The organism is Methanosarcinales archaeon, assembly GCA_014859725.1.
In the GTDB taxonomy this organism is placed as follows: Archaea; Halobacteriota; Methanosarcinia; order Methanosarcinales; family Methanocomedenaceae; genus Kmv04.
Map to the genome: position 1 here is coordinate 1 of JACUTQ010000148.1, position 5,597 is coordinate 5,597.

The 5,597-nt window shown below is 42.6% G+C and carries 4 protein-coding genes; all 4 read left to right on the forward strand.

Annotation, left to right across the window (positions count from 1 at the left end):
* Window positions 1–52: 52 nt before the first annotated feature.
* A complete protein-coding gene (locus IBX40_10590) occupies window positions 53–901 on the forward strand; it encodes a proline dehydrogenase family protein (GenBank protein ID MBE0524765.1) in 849 nt (282 codons plus the stop codon).
* A 301-nt stretch (window positions 902–1,202) separates the two neighbouring features.
* Window positions 1,203–3,758: a helix-hairpin-helix domain-containing protein gene (locus tag IBX40_10595; GenBank protein MBE0524766.1), complete on the forward strand. Its 2,556-nt coding sequence runs from the start codon at window positions 1,203–1,205 to the stop codon at window positions 3,756–3,758.
* Between the two features lie 175 nt (window positions 3,759–3,933).
* Window positions 3,934–5,211 (forward strand): amino acid permease, encoded by a 1,278-nt coding sequence (locus tag IBX40_10600; GenBank protein ID MBE0524767.1) that lies wholly within the window; start codon window positions 3,934–3,936, stop codon window positions 5,209–5,211.
* A gap of 114 nt (window positions 5,212–5,325) precedes the next feature.
* Window positions 5,326–5,595, forward strand: a complete 270-nt coding sequence (locus IBX40_10605) for a hypothetical protein (GenBank protein ID MBE0524768.1) — start codon at window positions 5,326–5,328, stop codon at window positions 5,593–5,595.
* The last annotated feature ends 2 nt before the right edge of the window (window positions 5,596–5,597 follow it).

Consider the following 5,597-nt stretch of genomic DNA (forward strand, 5'->3'; position numbering starts at 1 on the left):
AATCATCAAAAAGCTTAATAAGTTATATCCCTTAATTTAATTGGGAGAGAAAATGGGAATCCTGATTCATTTCGCAAAACGTTGGGTTGCAGGAGAATATCTTGAAGATGCCGTTGAAAGAGCACGATCAGCAAACAGCCGCAGAATTCGCAGCATTATCAATCATGTAGGAGAACACAATGAAGATATTGAATTAATTGGAGCTTCAGCAGTAGAATATAGTCGTTTACTGGACGCTGTCAAAAGCGAACAACTTGATAGTTCCATATCTGTAAAACCAACCCAGCTTGGTCTTATGAAGGATACGCAAACCTGTATCAGTACATTGGAACCGTTGGTAAGGAAGGCATCGGATTCAGGTATTTTAATCTGGATCGATATGGAAGGAAGCCCCTATACCCAAGCGATCATTGACATCTACAAACATCTTTTTTCCAGTCACAAAAATCTGGGAATAGCCATCCAGGCATACCTGTTCAGGACACCTGATGACCTTAAAGAACTATCTGCTATTGGTGGTAACATTCGCCTGTGTAAAGGTGCGTATAACGAATCGGCTGAAATAATTATAAAAAACCACGATAAAGTAACTGAGGCCTTTGCCAGCCAGATGGAATCGTTATTCAAAAATGGGGGGCCAGGACTTATCGCCATAGCGACCCACGATAGCAGCCTGATCGAACTGGCCAAAGAGCTGAATAAAACCTATCCCAGGAACTTTGAGTACCAGATGTTGATGGGGGTCAGGGATAAATTAAAGGAAAGCCTGATCAGGGAAGGGTATAGGGTCTCAGGGTATATCCCCTATGGAAAGGGTTGGCTTGCGTACTTTTTACGAAGGCTCAATGAGCAGAAACGGGATATTAAGACCGGATTTATTTCATTGTTCAAGCAGGATTAAAGTCTAAATAGTTCATTTATCTCTAATCAAGTAATCCGTCACCACAAGTTTTATCAGCATAGTATTATTATAATATAATATGATTTATTATGAAGTGGGGAATAAGTTGTAGCAGCAGTTATTTGAGTTTTTTGAAATCAGTTCATGAAATGGTTATGTCAAACTCAAAATATCGCTCTATTCCATAATACTGGACAGTCTATCTATGGAATACTAACCTGAAACAAGGAATTTCAGCTTACACTCCACCCCGGAGGTATTGAATAATGGTGAGAAATAAGGTACGAGGGAGGTTAATATAATGTCTGGAAAAATACCGACAATTAAACGCAATATCATCAAACCTGAAGATATTGACCCGATGGAAGTAAAAAAGGTATTGAAATTTTTAAATGAAACTGAAAAACCTGAAGATATTGCCGCTACTATAGAAATTCCTGGTGAGGTGGATGTTGGAATTAAGGTTGCAAATAAGATTATTGAAAAAAGATCTCAGATTGGCGAATTCAGCAACATGAAAGAGGTTATGGACGTTCCTCAGATAGGGCCTGAGCGCTTCACTGACATTGTTTCCATTCTAACGGGTAAAACTGATATTGGTGAATCGGAGCGGGTAAATTTTAAATACCTTATCGCAATGAACCCGAACTATTTTGGCAACCTGAAAGTAAGTCCTTTCGAACCTGTCAAGGTAATAAAGAATAATACCAGCTATGAAGAGCTCATGTGTGTGGGATTCAATCCCCACTTTGAAAGACTTGAAGCTGTGGTCCATATTAAAAGATCTTCAGGGTATGGTGGGAATATTTGCTCTGCCGGTACACCGGAATATGTACGGTTCTATGTAGACTGGGATAATACCGGTGATTGGGAAGATATTGGCATGGTCAGCTTCACTGCATATAATATACCGGGTGATAAGCCTTTGGAATACGACCTGAGTATCACTCTGGATGCTAAGAATAAATTTTGTTTTGTTAAGAACTTGCCAAAAATACGAGCTATTCTTTCGTGGCGTGATCCACCGCCTGCTGACACTCCAGATCATACTCCGGTCTGGGGCAATGCTCTTGAAGCACGTATACAGATTGAAGAGCTCAAGATTTTTATCATAAAAGATTTACTCAAGATGCCCAATGTGAGTATTCCCGATGAGATGTTAAATGTTTTCGATCTTGAAAAAGAGGTCGATCTCAGGGCACCGAAAAAACTTACTATCCCTGAACTTGCTCATTTATACAAAGACAAAGTGGTCCCCAAACATAGGTTCGGATTTACGAAAATAAATGAGATTATGGGAAAAAGCGGGCTGCAGTTAAATAAAATTGCACATGCGAACGTTTCGTTACCTGATGAAAAACCAATCATCCATCCACTGGTTGACATCGGATTTGACCCGATCGATATCCCTGATATCATTGATAATTTCATCCCCATCCCCTTGGGTGATACAACATATGAAGAATTGAAATGTGTTGGATTGAATACGAACCAGGATGTGCTTGCCGGAGTGATTGAAGTCAAAAAGGCAAATGGTTATTTAGGTAATCCCTGTGATGCCGGCAGTGATGAATATGTGGCGTTCTGGATCGACTGGGGAGATGGTGCAGGCTGGTCATATGTGGGAACAACATTAGTGAATGTGCATGATATTAAAGATATACCTGGCGAAGGATTGCAGTATTCCGTATTTCTCCCTGTGAACCTGAGCGGGCGACGCCAGCCATGTGCTGATGGAGCAAAAGTGGTTAAGGTAAGGGCTATCCTGTCGTGGGAAGTTGCTCCCCCTTCATGGAACCCTCACTACATCCCCAGATGGGGCAACCGGAAGCAAACACTCGTGCATATCACTCCCGGACCTGACATAGAAGAAGGTGACCATACACCGTTCATATCTGTTGTTGGGAACATGGGAATAGATGATATTGACTCATCCACAGGACTTGCTACCGGTACCGGTGTTATGGCCGCATTCACAGCAAACAAGAGCCCCTTCGGTGGTGTGATCACTATCAGTGGGCACATTGCATTCCCCCCGAACAGCTTTACAGGAGGCGGTATGAGTGCCACGCCACTAAAATATAAGATATTCGTACGTCGCAGTTTGCCCGGAGAACCATGGCAGCAGCTGAATAATTCGTTCAATGTCAAACTTGTGGATCAGGTGGGTTCTCTCTTCATAGGACCTTATAATCATACCCAGAAGATCGACTCCAACGGATATTACACCTATTTGGAAGATCTGGAAGGGAATGAAAGACGGTTTGTAGAAGGTTTTGTCCTTGCCAAATGGGTTACTGGAGCTACTATGGAAGGGATATGGGATATCCGGATGGAAGCATTTGATCCCGTTACAGCAACTACATATCTGGCATTGAATCCTGATAGTACCCAGCAGATCATCAAGGTCCGTATTGATAATGAATGGCCCGCCTCCAGTATCGATATCACTGGATATACTCATGACGGTGTCTTCAAACCTGCTGAGGCTTGTGGAACATTCAGAAAAGGAGACATCATACACGGAACATATAGCTTCTTTGATGATTATTTCGGAAAACTCTCGGTATGGGCTGAACCAACATCTCCGGCAAGTGGGGGCCAATTATGTGTCCTGCCCGGTGCAACATTATGCAATGCAGCATCGACATGGAAAACTCCACCATCGATAAGCCGAAGTTATCCTGCTGTACCCACAACCGGAGAATCAGGTAAGTGGGCACTTGATACCAGCGACATGCAACCATGTGGTTATATTGTAAGAATACACGGATATGACCGAACCATCATTAACAGTGGATTTATCGGCCATTATAGAGGCAGTTCTGTAGGATTTTGCCTTCTAAAACCTGAATAGTAGCAGATAGTAGTAAGGTAATGAGGGGTATCCCTCATTCTCTTTTATTTTTCAGATCAGGGAGAATTCTTTCCCTAACAGTTCCCTTCCAAGCGAAGAATCTGGCTATGATACCCACTCAATGTTAAAGAGAAGCTCTTTTTTAATATGTGTGATCAGGAGTTATTGATTAAGTATGAGCCAGAAAATAGAATTAAAACGGGAACTTGGGCTGCTTGAAGCAACCCTTGCAGGTGTGGGAGTCATTCTGGGTGCCGGCATCTATGCTCTTATCGGGCAGGCCGCCGGGCTGGCAGGGAATTCGGTCTGGATATCTTTCGGCCTTGCTAGCCTTATCGCGGTCTTTACAGGACTCAGCTATGCAGAACTCTCTTCCATGTATCCGAAAGCGAGTGCAGAGTATGAATATACCAATAATGCTTTTGGCAGCAAATTGGCGTTCATCATAGGCTGGTTGATTATCTTCAGCGGCGTGGTGGGAGCATCTGCTGTTGCCCTGGGATTTGCAGGATATTTCAATGTTCTCTTCGATGTTCCCCTGGTCTATTCGGCCGTGGTACTTATACTCATCCTATCGTTCATCCTTTTTCACGGGATTAAAGAATCTGCCAGGGTCGCCATCATATTCACTCTTATTGAAGCAGGCGGACTGATCTTGATCTTCATTATCGGGATCCCTTTTCTCGGGCATGTGGACTATCTCGATATGCCCCACGGTTTCAAAGGGATCTTTGAAGCATCGGCCCTCATTTTTTTCGCCTTCATAGGATTTGAAGGAGTTGTCAGGCTTTCGGAGGAAACGAGGAATCCTGAAAAAAATATCCCCAGAGCCCTGATACTGGCCCTTATTATCAGTATCATTCTCTACATGGCGGTGGCATTTTCTACAGTAAGCGTGGTGGGATGGGAAAAACTCAGCCAGTCAGATGCTCCTTTTGCAACGGTGGCCTTTGAGGCCATGGGAAATAATGCTTTTATTCTCCTTTCGGTGATAGCTCTCTTTGCCACAGCAAATACGGTCCTCCTTATGCTTCTGGGGGCATCCAGAATGGTATACGGAATGGCTGATTCATTTTCCCTTCCCAATACTTTTGCAAAGGTACATCCTGGAAGAAGGACACCATGGATTGCCATTTTTACTGTCACGATATTATCCATACTTTTTCTTTTTACTGGCAATATTGCATTTTTAGCCAATGTCACCAACTACACCCTGTTCCTGACATTCATTGTAATTAACGCCGCAATCATCTGGTTACGATACAAAGAACCACAATTGACACGGCCGTTCAGGATCCCTATCAATATCGGTAACCTGCCCCTATTACCAATAATCGGTCTGGTGTCCTGTTTGTTTATGCTGCTGCAAATGGATATATCCATACTTATTATCGGAGTGCTGCTTACTATTGTGGGCGGAGTGTTGTCTCTGGTGGATATCAGTGAATTGTGATCACTCCAAACGCAAAAACCAAAGGAAAAATTTATATTATACTAATATGCACCTTAATTTATTTTTTTGGTGTCAACAGAAAACGAGATGCAGAGCCTTTGATTTATATTAACTTTGAAATCCAAGAATAATATTGATTTTATGGAGTATTTGGGTTTTCATTTCAATGGTCGCTGGAGGCGGCTGACTGAGAAAGCTGTGAAGAAGTTCAAGGCTGAGATTAAACACAGGACACGACGACAGCAGTCCAAAAACCTTGAAACGGTAATTGCTTCTATTAACCCTGTAATCCGGGGCTGTGGCAACTACTTCAAGGAGGGCACGGTGAAGAAAATCAGAGACTTTTTATTATTTTCTGATAATGGCCAATATAGGTCAATTTAATT

Coding starts and splice junctions, on each gene's coding strand:
- IBX40_10590 (MBE0524765.1), top strand. CDS start 53: ATGGGAATCCTGATTCATTTCGCAAAACGTTGGGTTGCAGGAGAATAT.
- IBX40_10595 (MBE0524766.1), top strand. CDS start 1,203: ATGTCTGGAAAAATACCGACAATTAAACGCAATATCATCAAACCTGAA.
- IBX40_10600 (MBE0524767.1), top strand. CDS start 3,934: ATGAGCCAGAAAATAGAATTAAAACGGGAACTTGGGCTGCTTGAAGCA.